Source organism: Methylorubrum sp. B1-46, assembly GCF_021117295.1.
GTDB lineage: Bacteria > Pseudomonadota > Alphaproteobacteria > Rhizobiales > Beijerinckiaceae > Methylobacterium.
The window spans coordinates 2,006,528-2,020,889 of sequence record NZ_CP088247.1 but is presented as its reverse complement, the minus strand read 5'-3'; the positions used below and the strand labels follow the sequence as shown (position 1 = coordinate 2,020,889).

The 14,362-nt window shown below is 68.3% G+C and carries 16 protein-coding genes; 5 read left to right on the top strand and 11 right to left on the bottom strand.

Features of this window, described 5'->3' with window-relative positions; genetic code table 11:
- Positions 1-271: 271 nt before the first annotated feature.
- The 4 genes from fchA to LPC10_RS09430 all read right to left on the bottom strand — a co-directional run bounded on the left by fchA (position 272) and on the right by LPC10_RS09430 (position 4,428).
- The gene (fchA, locus tag LPC10_RS09445; protein WP_231346446.1) at positions 272-898 is read right to left on the bottom strand and encodes a methenyltetrahydrofolate cyclohydrolase; all 627 of its coding nucleotides are present in this window, start codon (positions 896-898) and stop codon (positions 272-274) included.
- 84 nt (positions 899-982) lie between these two features.
- A complete protein-coding gene (locus LPC10_RS09440) occupies positions 983-1,849 on the bottom strand; it encodes an NADP-dependent methylenetetrahydromethanopterin/methylenetetrahydrofolate dehydrogenase (protein ID WP_231346445.1) in 867 nt (288 codons plus the stop codon).
- Between the two features lie 261 nt (positions 1,850-2,110).
- Complete coding sequence (locus LPC10_RS09435; RefSeq protein ID WP_231346444.1) at positions 2,111-3,055, bottom strand: D-2-hydroxyacid dehydrogenase; 945 nt, start codon at positions 3,053-3,055, stop codon at positions 2,111-2,113.
- A gap of 164 nt (positions 3,056-3,219) precedes the next feature.
- Positions 3,220-4,428: an aminotransferase class V-fold PLP-dependent enzyme gene (locus LPC10_RS09430; RefSeq protein WP_108939797.1), complete on the bottom strand. Its 1,209-nt coding sequence runs from the start codon at positions 4,426-4,428 to the stop codon at positions 3,220-3,222.
- A 720-nt stretch (positions 4,429-5,148) separates the two neighbouring features.
- Between LPC10_RS09430 and LPC10_RS09425 the strand changes: the two genes are divergently transcribed.
- The 3 genes from LPC10_RS09425 (at position 5,149) to LPC10_RS09415 (ending at position 7,788) form a co-directional block, all read left to right on the top strand.
- Positions 5,149-5,961 (top strand): UDP-2,3-diacylglucosamine diphosphatase, encoded by an 813-nt coding sequence (locus LPC10_RS09425; RefSeq protein ID WP_231346443.1) that lies wholly within the window; start codon positions 5,149-5,151, stop codon positions 5,959-5,961.
- Between the two features lie 26 nt (positions 5,962-5,987).
- Positions 5,988-7,052, top strand: a complete 1,065-nt coding sequence (locus tag LPC10_RS09420) for a glycosyltransferase family 1 protein (RefSeq protein WP_231346442.1) — start codon at positions 5,988-5,990, stop codon at positions 7,050-7,052.
- 85 nt (positions 7,053-7,137) lie between these two features.
- Positions 7,138-7,788 carry a ribonuclease HII gene (locus LPC10_RS09415; protein WP_231346441.1) on the top strand — a complete coding sequence of 217 codons (651 nt, stop codon included), beginning with the start codon at positions 7,138-7,140 and terminating at the stop codon, positions 7,786-7,788.
- An 89-nt stretch (positions 7,789-7,877) separates the two neighbouring features.
- Here LPC10_RS09415 and LPC10_RS09410 read toward each other — a convergent pair whose 3' ends face one another.
- Positions 7,878-9,014, bottom strand: coding sequence for a PA0069 family radical SAM protein (locus LPC10_RS09410; protein ID WP_231346440.1), 1,137 nt, complete (start codon positions 9,012-9,014; stop codon positions 7,878-7,880).
- A gap of 172 nt (positions 9,015-9,186) precedes the next feature.
- Between LPC10_RS09410 and LPC10_RS09405 the strand changes: the two genes are divergently transcribed.
- A complete protein-coding gene (locus LPC10_RS09405) occupies positions 9,187-9,708 on the top strand; it encodes a hypothetical protein (RefSeq protein WP_231346439.1) in 522 nt (173 codons plus the stop codon).
- Between the two features lie 33 nt (positions 9,709-9,741).
- On the opposite strand, the gene LPC10_RS09400 is transcribed toward LPC10_RS09405, so the two are convergent.
- Both LPC10_RS09400 and rpmG read right to left on the bottom strand, forming a co-directional pair.
- Positions 9,742-9,924: a hypothetical protein gene (locus tag LPC10_RS09400; RefSeq protein ID WP_108939791.1), complete on the bottom strand. Its 183-nt coding sequence runs from the start codon at positions 9,922-9,924 to the stop codon at positions 9,742-9,744.
- A gap of 162 nt (positions 9,925-10,086) precedes the next feature.
- Positions 10,087-10,254 (bottom strand): 50S ribosomal protein L33, encoded by a 168-nt coding sequence (gene rpmG, locus LPC10_RS09395; protein WP_003602581.1) that lies wholly within the window; start codon positions 10,252-10,254, stop codon positions 10,087-10,089.
- 270 nt (positions 10,255-10,524) lie between these two features.
- Between rpmG and LPC10_RS09390 the strand changes: the two genes are divergently transcribed.
- On the top strand, positions 10,525-11,121 hold the full coding sequence (locus LPC10_RS09390; protein ID WP_231346438.1) for a hypothetical protein: 597 nt from the start codon (positions 10,525-10,527) through the stop codon (positions 11,119-11,121).
- Positions 11,122-11,246: 125 nt separating this feature from the next.
- On the opposite strand, the gene panB is transcribed toward LPC10_RS09390, so the two are convergent.
- From panB to LPC10_RS09370, 4 genes are all read right to left on the bottom strand, one after another.
- On the bottom strand, positions 11,247-12,071 hold the full coding sequence (panB, locus tag LPC10_RS09385) for a 3-methyl-2-oxobutanoate hydroxymethyltransferase (RefSeq protein ID WP_231346437.1): 825 nt from the start codon (positions 12,069-12,071) through the stop codon (positions 11,247-11,249).
- 413 nt (positions 12,072-12,484) lie between these two features.
- The gene (locus LPC10_RS09380) at positions 12,485-12,880 is read right to left on the bottom strand and encodes a thioredoxin family protein (RefSeq protein WP_231347008.1); all 396 of its coding nucleotides are present in this window, start codon (positions 12,878-12,880) and stop codon (positions 12,485-12,487) included.
- Positions 12,881-12,927: 47 nt separating this feature from the next.
- Positions 12,928-13,518 (bottom strand): rhodanese-like domain-containing protein, encoded by a 591-nt coding sequence (locus tag LPC10_RS09375; protein WP_231347007.1) that lies wholly within the window; start codon positions 13,516-13,518, stop codon positions 12,928-12,930.
- 17 nt (positions 13,519-13,535) lie between these two features.
- Positions 13,536-14,351 (bottom strand): quinoprotein dehydrogenase-associated SoxYZ-like carrier, encoded by an 816-nt coding sequence (locus tag LPC10_RS09370; protein ID WP_231346436.1) that lies wholly within the window; start codon positions 14,349-14,351, stop codon positions 13,536-13,538.
- Positions 14,352-14,362 lie beyond the last annotated feature (11 nt).

Genomic DNA, 14,362 nt, shown 5'->3' with positions numbered 1-14,362 from the left:
CCTCGCCCTCATCCGGAGGCGCCGGAGCGCAGAGGAGGCCTCGAAGAGTGTTCCAGGAATCGCGCGGGACCTGGAGCATCCTTCGAGGCCGCTTCGCGGCACCTCAGGATGAGGGACAGGTTTAAGGCGGCGGACATCCGCTCTCGGTCTTTGCGCCCCCGTCATTGCGCGGCAAAGCCGAAGCAATCCAGGACTCCGCCTGCTCCGGAAACGTCGCGCCCCTGGATCGCTTCGCATCCGCTCGCGATGACGGCAGGGGACGCGAACCGCCTCAGTTCACCTTGGCCTTCACGACCTCGTAGACCCGCTCGTTGATCGCGCCTGCCTCGGCCAGCAGACCTTCCAGCTCCTTCAGCCGCTCCTCGGCGAAGGCGCGGTCGTCGAGGCCCTTGGCGTTGACGTAGACGTTGAGCGCGGCCGAGCGCAGGCCGGCATAGGCCGAGAGCACCGCGACGCCGGCATCGGAAATGACGTTGAGATTGCCCTTCTCGGCGACGATCTCGGCCAGATCGATCACCTCGCGGCAGACGCGGCAGCAGGCGAGCGGCACGTCGGTCGCGGTCTTGAGGGCTTCCTGGATCTTGGCGGCGCGGGCGGCCTTCTCCTCGTCGGTGGTCTTCGGCAGCCCGTAGGCGCCCATCACCGCGTCGAAGGCCTCGACGTCGTCGGCGATCATGCCGGTCAGCGTGCGGCGCAGGCCTTCCGACTTCTCCAGCACCTGCTTCAGGTCGGCCTCGACCTCGACGTACTTCTTCTTGCCGATGGTGAGGTTGCAGACCATCGAGACCAGCGCCGCGCCCATGGCACCGGAGATCGCGGCGGCCCCGCCGCCGCCGGGGGTCGGGGCCGAGCTGGCCAGACCGTCGAGGAAGGTTTCGATCGTCTCGTTCGCGGCCATGGCTTCCCTGCCCTGTCGGTTCTTGTTGATTTCATGGGGCGGCGCCGGCCCGAGACCAGCGCCACCCGGATCGTCCGTGGAGCGTCAGGCCATTTCCTTGGCCAGCTTGTAGATCTCCTCGGCGTCGAACACGCCCTCGCTCGACTCGAACAGCTTGGCGATGCAGGCGCGGTGCAGCTTGAGCTTCAGGCCGCCGATGCCGAGCGCCCCGAAGGCGCGCTTGCCGCCATACTCCTTGCCCTTGTCGGTCGCCTCGATCCCGCCGATTCCGAGCGGCGGCTGGGCGTTGTAGTCGGCCACGATCTCGATCGAGGCCTCGTTCTGCCAGGACGCCTGCGGCAGCAATTCGAGGCCGATCGCACCGGCGGTGAAGACGAGATGGGCGCCCTTGATCACTTCCGAGCGCGAGGCGTCGTCCGGAGTCTCGGCCGCGGTGACGTTGACCTTGAAGCGCTTATTCACGGAATCGGCCGCGGCCTGCGCCTTGTCGAGCTTGCGCCCGCACAGCACGACCTCGGCGCCCTCGCCGGCGAGCAAAGCCGCGGAGCGCATGCCGACCGGGCCGGTGCCCGCGAGCACCACGGCCTTCTTGCCCTTCACCGAGCCGCCCGCCGCCTTGACGACGAGCGCCACGCCCGCCGCGGCGGTCGTGTTGGAGCCGTTCGAATCAAGCATGCAGGAGACGCGGAACGGGCCGAAGAAGCGCTTCTTCACCGCCGCGAAGACGCGCTCGCCGGCCGCCATGTCGCCGCCGCCGACGAAGATCGCCGTCGACTGCTTCTCCTTGCCGCCGCGGGTGTAGATCGTGCCGTCGACATAGGCGCCGACGTTCTCGGGCGTGACGTTGCCGTAGCCGGTGATGTGGTCGGCACCGCCATCGTAGCCGACGACGACGTCGAACACGCTCGGGGTGGCATCGGTGTCGAACTGGAAGAGCAGCTTCTTGGACATGGTGCCTCTGGCTGTTTGCTGGCCGTGCTGACGAGCGCACGGTACTTTCATGAATGACGGTCCGGTGCCGAGCACCGCATCGAGGCTCTCACCGCGAACGTTCGTTAGACGGCCTCTCCCACTCTCGCCCTCATCCTGAGGTGCCGGAGCGAAGCGTAGGCCTCGAAGGGTGCTCCAGATCCCGAGCGATCCCTGGAAGATCCTTCGAGGCCGCTGCGCGGCACCTCAGGATGAGGGGATCGGATGGGAAACCTGGAGGTCTTACGCCTCGACGACGTTCTGCGGTTTGCCCGCGACGTAGGCCTCGACGTTGTCCACGAGCTGGTCGGCGAGGATCTGCATCGCTTCCTTGCTCGCCCAGGCCACGTGGGGCGTGACGATCAGGTTCGGCAGGTCGGCGTCGCACAGGATGTTGCCGTCCTTCGGGGGCTCCTGGGCCACCACGTCGAAGCCGGCGCCGCCGATGGTGCCGTCCTTGAGCGCCTGGAGCAGGGCCGCCTCGTCCACGAGCCCGCCGCGGGCCGTGTTGATGAGGATCGCGGACTTCTTCATCTTCTTGAGCTGCTCGGCCCCGATCATGTTCCGGGTGTCGGGGGTCAGCGGCACGTGCAGCGTGATGACGTCGGACTGGGTCAGGATCGTTTCGAGATCCACGAGCCCGTCCTGCGGGAACACGTCGTAGGCCAGCACCTTCATGCCCAGCGCCTCGGCCCGCTTGGCGATCGACTTGCCGAGCGCGCCGTAACCGATGATGCCGAGGGTCGAGCCGGCGATGTCGTAGATCGGGTAGTCGAAGTAGCAGAACTGCTTCGACTTGTTCCAATCGCCCCGGCGCACGGAGTTGGCGTAAGGAACGATCGCCCGGCGCAGGGCGAACATCAGGCCCACGACGTGCTCGGGGACCGTGTTGAAGGCGTAGTTGCGGATGTTGACGACCGTGATCCCTTGCGCCTTCGCTGCGGCCTTGTCGACGACGTCCGTGCCCGTGGCAGCCACCGCGATCAGCTTCAGGTCGGGAAGCTGTTTCAGCGTGTCGGCACGCATCGGCACCTTGTTGATCAGCGCGATCTCGGCGCCCTGAAGGCGCTCGACGATCTCTTCCGGCGTCCAGGTCGACTCGTATTCCTTGTACTCGTGCGGGAAGTTGAATTCGCGCACGGTCGCGTCGAGCGACTCGCGATCGAGGAAGACGACTTTCTTTGTCATTCTGGACCCCTTCCGGATCGACCGGCGGGTGTAACGCCGGCCCCGTTTCCTCACCTGTCTCGAAGCGTCTCCCGCGAAGCGGCCAGCAGGCCGGACGTTTGGCGGGGCGCCTTTCTCTACTTAGCGGAAGCGGCGCCGTTGGAACCGGCGCCGCTCACCAAAAATCAGGACTTCGAGAGGGGGTTCTCGCGCAGGTAGCTGGAGGCCGCAGCCACACCCGAGCCCGGCGTCACCTTCACGCCGTTGTCGAGGAGCGACATCTCGGCACCGGCGATCGCGCCGAGCAGGGACAGCTCGTTGAGATCACCCACGTGGCCGATGCGGAACACCTTGCCCGCAACCTGGGACAGGCCGGCGCCCAGCGCGAGGTTGTAGCGCACATAGGCGTGCTTGATGATCTTGGCCGCGTCCACACCCTCGGGCGCCAGGATGGCGGTGACGGTGTCGGAGTTCCACTCCGGCGACTTGGCGCAGGTCTTCAGGCCCCAGGCCGCGACGGCCTGGCGGGTCGCCTCACCGAGCACGGCGTGGCGGTGGTAGACGTTCTCCAGGCCTTCCTCGAACAGGCAGGCGAGCGCCTCGCGCAGGCCGTAGAGCAGCGGCAGCGGCGGGGTGTAGGGGAAGTAGCCGGCCGGGTTCTGCTTCTTGTGGTCTTCCCAGTCGAAGTAGACGCGGGCAAGCCGGTCGTTGCGGCCGGATTGGCCCTCGGCCGCCTTGAGCGCCTTCTGGCTGACGCAGATCACGCCGAGGCCGGCCGGCAGCATCAGGCCCTTCTGGGAGCCGGCGATGGCGCAATCGACCTTCCACTCGTCGGCGTAGAACGGCAGCGAGCCGATCGAGGACACGCCGTCGACGAACAGCATGGCCGGATGGCCGGCAGCGTCGATCGCCTTGCGCACGGCGCCGATGTTCGAGGTCACGCCGGTTGCGGTCTCGTTATGGACCACCATGACGGCCTTGATCTGATGATCCTTGTCGGCGCGCAGGGCCTCCTCGATCTTCTCGGGCTTGGCGCCGGTGCCCCACTCCTCCTCCTGGACGATCACGTCCAGGCCGAGGCGCTGGGCCATGTCGATCCAGAGGTGGCTGAACTGGCCGTAGCGCGAGGTCAGCACCTTGTCGCCGCGGGCGAGCGTGTTGGTCAGCGCCGATTCCCAGATGCCGGTGCCGGAGGCCGGGAACAGGAAGATCGTGCCCTCGGTCGAGCCGAACACCTTCTTGGTGTCCTCGAAGAGCGGCTTCGTCAGGGACGGGAAATCGACCGAGCGGTGATCCTCGGACTGCACCATCATGGCGCGCATCACCCGGTCCGGGATGTTGGTCGGGCCGGGAACGAACAGGTGGTTGCGTCCCGGACGTCTCGTTGCCGCCATGAAAGTTTCCTCCAATTTAAGTCGTTCTGGGCGGGCCGGCCTTTTGCGACCGTGATCCGCCCGATCCTGATGGCGGGCAGGCGCCCGCCGTGAAACGTCGTTCAGTCCCGCCGCGGAGCGGCGCGCGAGAAGCCTCGCGCGGGCCGGAACCCCATCACTGCGATAGCGGATCGTTGATCGTCCCGGAGCGGCGAAACGGCCGTCATGCCGCCCGCGTCGCGGCGCGTGCAGCCACGCCGGTCGCCTCCAAAGGACCGAACCCTCGATGCGTCAGCCCAGCGCCGCATCCAGAGTGCTCGCAAAGCTCCCGGGCACCGCCCTTCCCACTCCTGTCAGGACGACGCAGCAGGAGTTTTGCGAGAAACACTCCAGCGCGCTCCTGCTGATTGTCCAGCGCTCCCATCCGTCCCAGCCAGTCCCTCACCACTCAAGGGGCGTTTCCCACGCGGATCGAAACACGCGCGGCGGATGACCTTGGCTGCCGTTATGCCTCCCCTGCCAGGGAATGGAAAACGGAAAAAACTCAACCGAAAAACAAAAAGATTTTCGCATGCACGGGCCGCGGGCGGGGTCTGCGGCGGGCCGCAGCCGAACCGGCGGAGGAAACGTCAGCCGCTCGAAGCGCGGCATGATGATGCGCGCTGCCGTCATCAAACTGAGATCGGAATGCGATTTGGCTCTCTCCCGTCGCGATGCGGTTGTGAGAGGCCGGAGGCGCCCGTGTCCCAAGATCCGGAATCGACCATCCGCGTTCGGACGCTGTTTCTGTCCGATCTTCATCTCGGCACCAAGGGCTGCCAAGCGGCCCTGCTGCTCGACTTCCTGCGCGACGTCGATGCCGATACGATCTACCTCGTCGGCGACATCGTCGACGGCTGGCAGCTCCGCTCGGGGTGGTACTGGCCGCAGGCGCACAACGACGTGGTGCAGAAGCTCCTGCGCAAGGTGCGAAAAGGCGCCCACGTCGTCTACGTGCCCGGCAACCACGACGAGTTCCTGCGCGACTATATCGGCATGACCTTCGGCGGCGTCGAGATCGCCGACAGCCGGGTCCACGTCGCGGCGGACGGCAAGCGCTACCTCGTCATTCACGGCGACCAGTTCGACATGGTGGTGCGCCATTCCAAATGGCTCGCCCATCTCGGCGACTGGGCCTACACCACGGCGCTGACCGTCAACACCGTGGTCAACCGTGTGCGCCGCCGTCTCGGGCTGGCCTACTGGTCGCTCTCGGCCTGGGCCAAGCTGAAGGTGAAGAACGCGGTCAACTTCATCGGCCAGTTCGAGACCTTCCTGGCGAGCGAGGCCCGGCGCCAGGGGGCGGACGGGGTGATCTGCGGCCATATCCATCACGCAGCCCACCGCGAGGTCGAGGGGCTGACCTACCTCAACACCGGCGACTGGGTGGAATCCTGCACCGGCATCGTCGAGCACTACGACGGTCGCATGGAGGTGCTGCACTACCCGACCATGCTGCGCGAACGCCGCGCCGCGGAAAGCTTCGAACCCGAGATCCGCCGCGCCGTCGCCTGAGCCATGCAATCTTTCGTGAGGCCGGCATGAGGCTGCTGCTCGCCACCGATGCGTGGCACCCGCAGGTCAACGGCGTGGTGCGCTCCGTCGAGCGCATGGCCGAGGCCGGTGCCGGGCTCGGCGTCGAGCCGCTGATGCTGACCCCGGCCGATTTCGCCTCGCTGCCGATGCCGGGCTATTCCGAGATCCGGCTCTCGCTGGTCACCCGTGGGCGGGTGCTCGCGCGCTGGAAGCGGCTGGCGCCGAGCCACGTCCACATCGCGACTGAGGGGCCGATCGGCCACGCGGTGCGCGCCGCCTGCCTGTCGCTGAACCAGCCCTTCACCACGAGCTACCACACCCGCTTCCCCGAATATCTCGCCGCCCGCGCGCCGGTGCCGGAAGCCTGGAGCTACGCGTGGCTGCGCCGCTTCCACGCGGCGGCGAGCGGCACCATGGTCAGCACGCCCTCGCTGGAGCGCGAGCTTTCGGGGCGCGGCTTCACCCACCTGATGCGCTGGACGCGGGGCGTCGATACCGAGCTGTTTCGGCCTCGCGACCTCGACGCCTTCCCCGATCTGCCGCACCCGATCTTTCTCTCGGTCGGGCGGCTTGCGGTCGAGAAAAACCTTGCCGCCTTCCTCGCCCTCGACCTGCCGGGCTCCAAGGTGGTGGTCGGCGACGGGCCGGACCGGGCCCGGCTCCAGGCCCTGGCGCCCGACGCGCATTTCCTCGGCGCGCTGACCGGCGAGGCGCTGGCGCGGGTCTATGCCGGCGCCGACGTCTTCGTCTTCCCGAGCGTGACCGACACCTTCGGCATCGTGCTGCTCGAAGCCCTGGCCTCCGGCCTGCCGGTGGCGGCCTTCCCCGTCACCGGCCCCCTCGACGTCATCGGCGGCACCGATGCAGGCGTCCTCGATGCCGATCTGCGCACCGCCGCGCTCGCCGCACTCACGATCCCGCGGGAGCGCTGCCGGGCGGAGGCCCTCCGCTACACCTGGGCCGAGAGCGCGCGTCAGTTCTACGACAACATCGCGACCGCGCACGCGCTCGGGCCGATGCAGCGCCCCGACCGCCGTCCGAGCGCGGCCGCGCTGCCCCGCCCCGGCTGATTTTACGATCATCGGGCGCCTTGTCCGCAGGGCTTTCGCCGGCCTCGGGATGACGGAGGCGCGCGGGAATGCGAGGGTCGGCGCCATGCCCCCCCGCTCGAAACCCGCCAAAGCCGCGCGCCCCTTCGACCCTGCCCTCGCCGCGACCTATCCGGCGGTGATCGGCTGTGACGAGGTCGGGCGCGGCGCGCTGTGCGGGCCGGTGATGGTGGCCGCCGTCTGGTTCGATCCCCTCGCCTTTCCCCCCGAGATCCTGGCCCGCCTCGACGACAGCAAGCGCCTCGACCGCGCGACGCGCGAGGCCCTGACGCCGCTGATCCGGGCGCATGCGCGGGTCTCGCTCGCGGGCGGCTCGCGGGCGCTGGTAGACCGGGTGAACGTGCGCGGGGCGACCCTCGACGCCATGCGCCGGGCGGTCGCCGGCCTGAGGCTCGATGCGACCGTGCTGGTGGACGGGCGCGACGCGATCCCCGGCCTGACGCAAGCCTGCCGCGCGGTGGTCGGCGGCGACCGCCTCGTGCCGCAGATCGCCGCCGCCTCCATCGTCGCCAAGACCTTTCGCGACGAGATCATGCGCCGGCTCGCGCTGCGCCACCCGGCCTATGCTTGGGAGCGCAACGCCGGCTACGGCACCGCTGCCCACCTCGCCGGGCTGCTGGCGCAGGGGCGCTCCCCGCATCACCGGGTGAGCTTTACGGGGCGGTTCGAGGCCGCGGGCGCCGTCTCAGGGACATGACGCGGTGCTGCCGGCTCGATCGCGGCGGGCGCCGTTGAGTCGCCTTCTCCCGCAGACGAAGCGAGGGATGCGCTCTCCGTACGCCCCCCTCAGAACAACGCGAGTTGATCCCCGGCGCGCGGCGGCACGCGGAAAAGCTCCGTCGTCTGGCGGACCGGCTCCTCCGGAAAGCCGAGGCGGCGCTTGGCGAGCGCGAAGCGGCGGCGGATCAGGTCGGCGTAGGGGCCCTGGCCGATCATGCGGGTGCCGAAGGCGGCATCGTAGGTCTTGCCGCCGCGGGCCGCGCTCAGCAGGGAAAACACGTGCGCCTTGCGCCCCGGATAATGCTCCGTGAACCAGTCGCCGACGAGGTCGTCGAGTTCGTGCGGCAGGCGCAGCAGCACGTAGTTCGCCTCCCGCGCGCCGGCCGAACGGGCGGCTTCGAGGATGGCCTCGATTTCGTGGTCGTTGAGCGAGGGAATGACGGGGGCGGCGATCACCATCACCGGTACCCCCGCCTCGCTCAAAGCCCGGATCGCCTCCAGGCGCTTGCGGGGATGCGGCGCGCGCGGCTCCAGGCGCCGGGCCAGATCGGGATCGAGGGTGGTGACCGAGATCGCCACCTTCACGAGCCCCTGCGCCGCTATCTCGGCCAACAGGTCGCGGTCGCGCAGGATCAGGTTCGACTTGGTGACGATCCCGACCGGGTGGCGGAAGCGCGCGAGCACCTCCAGCACGGCGCGGGTGAGGCCGTGCGTGCGCTCGATCGGCTGGTAGGGATCGGTCGCGGTACCGAGCGCGATGGTCCGCGGACGATAGCCCGGCGCCGACAATTCCCGCTCCAGAAGCGCCGCGGCATCGGGCTTGGAGAACAGCCGCGTCTCGAAATCGAGGCCCGGCGACAGACCGACATAGCCGTGGTTCGGCCGGGCGAAGCAGTAGATGCAGCCGTGCTCGCAGCCGCGGTACGGGTTGATCGAGCGATCGAAGGGGATGTCCGGCGAGGCGTTGCGGGTGATGATGTGGCGGGCGCGCTCCGCCGTCACCTCGGTGCGCCGGGACCGCTCCGCTTCGTCCGGCCAGCCGTCGTCGAAGCTCTCGCGCCGGGTCGCTTCGAAGCGTCCGTCCGGGTTCGCGGTCGCCCCGCGTCCGCGGCGGGCCTCGGGCGCGATCTGGGACGTCTCGCAGCGGCGTCCACCCGGCCCGCCTCGCATTGGCTTTCGCCTGTCACCCACTCCGACGCCCATCGCATCCCCGCCGCCCTATCGACTGTCGGCTTAGGAACATATCAAGAACATTGAAAGTCCGAATGCACAAGTTTCATGCACCAGCAGACTTTCCCCCTCATTCGGGGGCGTCCACGGGATCGGCTGCGCGAGGAAGGCTTTGCGAGGGCGTAAAATCGGTTATTCGCGCGGCATGATCTCCGGCCTCATCCACGTGGCACGATCCTCCGACCCGGTCGCGATCGAGTGCCTCGCCGATACGCTGAGCGCGCTCGTCGCGGGCGTGGCGGCCGGCCTCGTGGGCGATGCGGTAATCGTCACGGCGGAGAGCTGCTCGGCCCTCGAGACGATGGCCGAAGGCAGCGGCGCCACCCTGGTGGTGCGCCCGCCCGGCGCCAATCCCTGGGGCGCGGGCGCGCGGGCGGCGCGGCGCGAGTGGCTGCTCTGCCTGGAGCCGGGCGACATCCCGGCGGAGGGCTGGATCCGCAGCCTCGACCGCTTCGTCGGCACGGCCCGTCCGGACATGGCGCTCGGCCGGATGCGCCGCGCGCACGCGGCCCTGCCGGCTCGGATCGCCGCACGGGGGGAAAGCGTCGTCGGTGCACGGGGTCCGCGACCGGGCGACGTGGTTCGGCGCGAGCGACTGCTCGCGGGCCTGCCCTTCTCGCCCCGGCTCAAGGTGCGGATGCTGTCGGCCCGCCTCGACCGCGCCTGACGAAAGCCGGTCCGGTGCCCCGACGCTTCGGGATCAGCCGACCCGGAACCACGCGGGCGCGGCGCGCATCAGCACCATCACCGCGGTGGCCGCGAGCGCTGCGCCGATGGTCGTCTCGGCCGAATGCGCGTATCCGGCCCGTTCGAGGACCGTAGCGGCGGAAGCGATCGTCAGCGCGATGCCGGCGGGAACAAGATGCGAGGCAGAGGCGTTCATACCTCTGGCTCTACACGATTTGGCTTGCGCGGGGATGATGCCGCCGCCTCGGCGTGCCGACAAAATTCCGCGAGCCCGCCCCACGCCGTGCCCCAAACGCGAAAGGCCGCCCCGTTGCCGGGACGGCCTTGTCACATCCGCGAAGGGATGGAAGCGGGACGCTTACTTGATCTTGGCTTCCTTGAACTCGACGTGCTTGCGCGCGACCGGGTCATACTTCTTCATGACCATCTTCTCGGTCTGCGTGCGGGAGTTCTTCTTCGTGACGTAGAAGTAGCCCGTATCGGCGGTCGAGACGAGGCGGATCTTGACGGTAACGGCCTTGGCCATGGCGGGGCGCTCCTAAAGCGGGTCGAGGGGCGATTCGCTGGTGGCGCGCCAGCGCGGGCGAAACGCAAAAGGCCGGGAAGCCCCGGCCGAATTCCGGCGCGGTCAATGCCCGATGGGGGCCATTTCGTCAAGCCGCAAGAACGAAACGGCGCGGTCACATGCTAAGTGGCTCCGTCTCGCACCGACATGACCGCAGTCGGGCGGCGAAACCGTACGGTTGTCGTCCTGAAGCGCTGTGCGCCCATTGACGACTGAGCCATGATCAAAAGGATGATCGCATTCGTCGAATCAGGCCAGAAATCACAACCGGTGACCGCTTCCTCCCTCGCAGGCCGGACGATCCGCGGTGCGCTTCTCGGCCTCTTCGGCCTCCTGTGCTTGGTCGGTCTCGGCATCGGTGCAATCTTGATCTACTGGGCGAGCGGCCTCGGCAGTCAGTCGATTAGACCCGACCTGGCCTTCCATGTGGCCTGCGATGACCCGGACTCTACAAACATCGACAAGCAGGCCGAAGCATTTCTGCGTCAACGCGGATTCGTAGTTCTCGATAAGGTCGAGGCGGTCCGAAAACTGGGCCAGCCGGCTCTCCTATTGCGCGACATTCTCGCTGTCGATGCGCAGAGCCGCGAAGTGACGCTGATACAGATCCCGTTTGACAATCGCTTGATGTCTATGGGGCTACGAACCCCTCCGCCGACCCGGCACGACGTGGAGCTGGAAGAGGCGCTGCTCTCATTCGCAGAGTCCGTACCCGGCTGCCACGCGCATCAGGTGACACGCAACGATAACGGACCGGAACTGCGTTCCTTCCACGATGCGCTGATCAAGATGGATGCGCGCCTCTTACGGAAATTCGGGGGGCAATAAGCCATCGTGAGGGTCGCAATCCCCGATGAGCCGGCCCAACGGAAGCCTCTGACGAGGTCGAACCAATCACTCTTAACCCGACCCGAGTCACGGACGCGGTAGGGGCGTCGGCACGGCGACACCGGCTACCGCGGCGGGTAGGTGTGCCCTTCGGCCGGGAAGCGGCCCGCCTGCACCTCGTCGGCGTAGGCGCGCACCGCCTCCTCGATATGGGTGCGCAGCGAGCCGAAGCTTTTCACGAATTTCGGCACCCGGTCGCTGAGGCCCAACATGTCCTCGAGCACGAGGATCTGCCCGTCGCAGGCGGCGGTCGCGCCGATGCCGATGGTTGCCGCGCGGATCGCGGGATCGGTGGCGATGGCCCGCGCCACCGGCTCGACGATGCCCTCCATGACGATGGAGAAGGCGCCCGCATCGCTGATCGCGCGGGCATCGGCCCGCAGCCGGTCCTCGTCGCCGGCCCCGTGCCCCTGCACCTTGAAGCCGCCCATCGTGTTCACCGATTGCGGGGTGAGGCCGATATGCCCCATCACCGGCACCCCCCGCTCGGTCAGGAAGGCGACCGTCTCGGCGAAGCGCGCGCCGCCCTCGAGCTTGACCGCGCCAGCGCCCGTCTCCTTGAGCACGCGGGCGGCGTTGAGGAAGGCCTGCTCGCGGCTCGCCTCGTAGGAGCCGAACGGCATGTCGACCACGACCAGGGCGCGCGAGGTCCCGCGCATCACCGCCTGGGCCTGGAGAATCATCATCTCAAGGGTCACCGGCAGGGTCGATTCCATGCCGTGCATGACCATGCCGAGGGAGTCGCCCACCAGCACGAAATCGCAATAGGCATCGACGATGCGGGCGGTGTGCGCGTGGTAGGCCGTGAGCGCGATGATCTTGCGCCTCTCGGCCTTGCGCTTGATCAGATCGACCGCCTGGAGACGACGGGTTTGAACGACCTGCGACATGGCTCGTGATCCGGAAGGCTGGCATTCCCGGGGTGCCCGGCGGGCCGGGCACGGGGTGCGGAACGCCTCTATAGGCCCGTTCGCGCTGCCTCGCAGGGGGCCGAGGGGCCGGTTCCGGTGGATCGGAAGAGAAGTGTCACCCGGAGGGGCTCGGCCTTCTCCTGCGGGGGCGTCCCGGTTCCTCACGCGACGGCCGCCGACCAGAGGCCGACGGACAATGTGAAGTTTAACGCGATCGCCCCGTCTGCCCTTTTGCGGGCGTTTCCTCCCAAGACTTCGGACCACCTCCGGGCGTGCCGTTTTTCTGCCACATCTTGATCGGTGTCAATGGCGCGGCTTGATCATGAAGAGACTTGAGATTGCTCGAAATTCAGGCGCGTGAACCGGCCCAGCCAAATGATGGCAACAATGTGTCAGAGCGCTTTTTCGAGGAGTTGCTCGATCCATTCGGGCTGAGTCTCACCGACTGAGCGGGCCACTTCGGTCTTGCCCTTGTAGACGATGAGCGTGCTCTGCATCTGCGCCCCGAAGCGGCGCACGAGGTCACGCTGCGTGTCGAAATCGATCGTGAAGACGGCGAGCGCCTTGAAGCGCGGATCGGCCGAGAGCGCCGCCAGGATCGGCTTCTGCACTCGACAGATCGGACACCAGGGCGCCGAGATCTGCACGAGGATCGGCCGCCCCTCGCCCTGGGCCGCCTCGAAGGCCTGCGCGTCGTAGGCGACCGGCTCCGTTGCGAGACCGGGACCGGGCAAGCCGAAGGCCAAGAACGCGGGTGCGAAGGCGAGGAGATGGCGGCGGGTCGTCATCGGCACGTCCTCATCGCGCTTGTCCATGGCCCTCAGTCCTCGCGACCTCAGCGCTCGGCCGCGCGCGCTCCAGTGGCCGCCGTCCAGGCCGGATCGGGCTTGGCGACGGCGGTGTCATGGTCGTCCTGCCAGCCCTCGACGCCGAGGGGGAACCAGTGGACGCGGCTGTAGCCGGCCGCGACCAGCCGCTTGCCGGCATTCCAACTGCCCCAGCATTCCGGCCGGCAGAAGGTCACCACCGGCTTGGCCCGATCGCCGCCGGTCAGCTCGGCCACCCGCCGCAGGAAGGCCTCCTCCTTCTCAGGGCTGAGCGGCGCGCCGCCGGCCCCCGGCATCCAGACCGCGCCGGGAATCGAGCGGTGGGTCGGCAACCAGGGCCGGTCGGCGGGCAGGCCGGCCGGCCGGTGGTCGGCGAGCACCACGTCGATGAGAACCGGAGCTTCCGGCAGCAAGGCTTCGAGCCCCTTCCGATCGATGACCGTCGCGCCCCTGAGGGTCGCCGGGGTGTAGCCCCGCGGTGGCCCGGTATAGAGGCCCTCGGGCTCCGGCACGTTGACCGGCGAGTCGGCGGGCCCGGCCGCGCCGAGCAGAAGCACGAGGAGGGGCCCGATGGCCGCGGCCCTGGCGATGACTCGCACGCTCCGTTCCCTCGCCATCAGTTGCTCGCCGACGGAAGCGGGAAGCTCTGCTCCCAGCGTCCGCCCTGGTTGTCGGAGGCCACGACCTTGACCGGGCCCCGGATGTCGGGCCGCATGGCAAAGTTGATGACCGGGTTCGAGGCGATCGAGATGTCGCCGGCGAGGTGGAACACCAGCGTGTCGCCCGCGGTCACGTCGAGCTTCTCGATGTAGCGGGCGGGCGTGTAGTCGCGGGTGAGCTGGTTCATCTGCATGCCCGAGAAATTCGGGTGGCGGACCATCAGCGTCGCCTCGATCGGCTTGCCGGCCTGAGGCTCCCCGGCGAACTTCATGCGCATCTCGCCCATGCCCTTCATCGCCTCCTCGTCGCTCATGCCCATCGGCGCCGAGCAACCACCCGACGCCTTGACGAACTTGGCGGATTCGAGAAGCCGGCCGTCCTTGGTCTCCACCACGGCGTGGACGTTGGTGTAGTTGTTCACCCGCACCCGGAGCTTGATCTCGCCCGGATCGGCGGCCGGGCCGAAGGTGAAGCTTGCCGCGTAGGGCGAGGGGTTGTCATCGATGACGAAGGAGAGGGCCTTGACGCTGTCCTTGTCGGCGAGCGTCAGGCCGATCGGCACCAGGGCGGCATCAAGCGCGCGGGCGGGGGCGTCGATGGCGACCGCGCTCGGGCTGGCCTCGACCTTCCGATCGCCGAAGATCGACGCCTTGATCTCGCTCCAGCGGGCGGCACGCTCCTCGTCGGTATCGGTGGCGCCGGCCATGCCGGGGACGGGCGCGAGTGCCGCCGCGGAGAGCGTCAGGCCAAGGGCGAGCATCAGGCGTTTCATGGTCGTCTCCT

Excerpts from the sequence above, each read along its gene's own strand:
- LPC10_RS09370 (WP_231346436.1), bottom strand. The coding sequence starts at position 14,351 with ATGAAACGCCTGATGCTCGCCCTTGGCCTGACGCTCTCCGCGGCGGCA.
- LPC10_RS09380 (WP_231347008.1), bottom strand. The coding sequence starts at position 12,880 with ATGACGACCCGCCGCCATCTCCTCGCCTTCGCACCCGCGTTCTTGGCC.
- LPC10_RS09410 (WP_231346440.1), bottom strand. The coding sequence starts at position 9,014 with ATGGGCGTCGGAGTGGGTGACAGGCGAAAGCCAATGCGAGGCGGGCCG.
- LPC10_RS09405 (WP_231346439.1), top strand. The coding sequence starts at position 9,187 with ATGATCTCCGGCCTCATCCACGTGGCACGATCCTCCGACCCGGTCGCG.
- LPC10_RS09420 (WP_231346442.1), top strand. The coding sequence starts at position 5,988 with ATGAGGCTGCTGCTCGCCACCGATGCGTGGCACCCGCAGGTCAACGGC.
- LPC10_RS09415 (WP_231346441.1), top strand. The coding sequence starts at position 7,138 with ATGCCCCCCCGCTCGAAACCCGCCAAAGCCGCGCGCCCCTTCGACCCT.
- LPC10_RS09435 (WP_231346444.1), bottom strand. The coding sequence starts at position 3,055 with ATGACAAAGAAAGTCGTCTTCCTCGATCGCGAGTCGCTCGACGCGACC.
- LPC10_RS09430 (WP_108939797.1), bottom strand. The coding sequence starts at position 4,428 with ATGGCGGCAACGAGACGTCCGGGACGCAACCACCTGTTCGTTCCCGGC.
- LPC10_RS09390 (WP_231346438.1), top strand. The coding sequence starts at position 10,525 with ATGATCGCATTCGTCGAATCAGGCCAGAAATCACAACCGGTGACCGCT.
- LPC10_RS09440 (WP_231346445.1), bottom strand. The coding sequence starts at position 1,849 with ATGTCCAAGAAGCTGCTCTTCCAGTTCGACACCGATGCCACCCCGAGC.
- panB (WP_231346437.1), bottom strand. The coding sequence starts at position 12,071 with ATGTCGCAGGTCGTTCAAACCCGTCGTCTCCAGGCGGTCGATCTGATC.
- LPC10_RS09400 (WP_108939791.1), bottom strand. The coding sequence starts at position 9,924 with ATGAACGCCTCTGCCTCGCATCTTGTTCCCGCCGGCATCGCGCTGACG.
- rpmG (WP_003602581.1), bottom strand. The coding sequence starts at position 10,254 with ATGGCCAAGGCCGTTACCGTCAAGATCCGCCTCGTCTCGACCGCCGAT.
- fchA (WP_231346446.1), bottom strand. The coding sequence starts at position 898 with ATGGCCGCGAACGAGACGATCGAAACCTTCCTCGACGGTCTGGCCAGC.